The sequence below is a fragment of the Agrobacterium sp. ST15.13.013 genome, assembly GCF_027956525.1.
GTDB classification, from domain to species: Bacteria; Pseudomonadota; Alphaproteobacteria; order Rhizobiales; family Rhizobiaceae; genus Agrobacterium; species Agrobacterium salinitolerans.
On record NZ_JAQKGP010000141.1, the window covers coordinates 1 to 296 of the forward strand.

General features: G+C 61.8%; 1 protein-coding gene. It reads left to right on the forward strand.

All coding sequences use genetic code 11. The features are described 5' to 3' along the window. The coding region (locus PL597_RS26265) for an MFS transporter (protein WP_333781955.1) at positions 1 to 296 on the forward strand (296 nt) is incomplete at both ends.

The window sequence follows — 296 nt, forward strand, 5'->3', positions numbered from 1 at the left end:
GCGGTTCTTTCGATGGCGGCCACCAGTTTTGCGCTGGTTTCGGCCGAGTTCCTGCCAGCGGGATTGTTGACGCCCATGGCGCGCGATCTCGGCATTACCGAGGGTACAGCCGGACAGGTTGTGACGGCGACAGCTTCCGTGGGCGCCGTGACGGCTTTGCTGAGCAATGTTCTCATCGGCAAACTGAACCGCAAGACCGTGCTTGTCGGTCTTAGTGCGCTGGCGATCGGCTCCAACATTCTCGCATCGGTTGCTGCCGATTTCTGGCTATTGTTGCTGGGCCGGGCCGGGCTGGG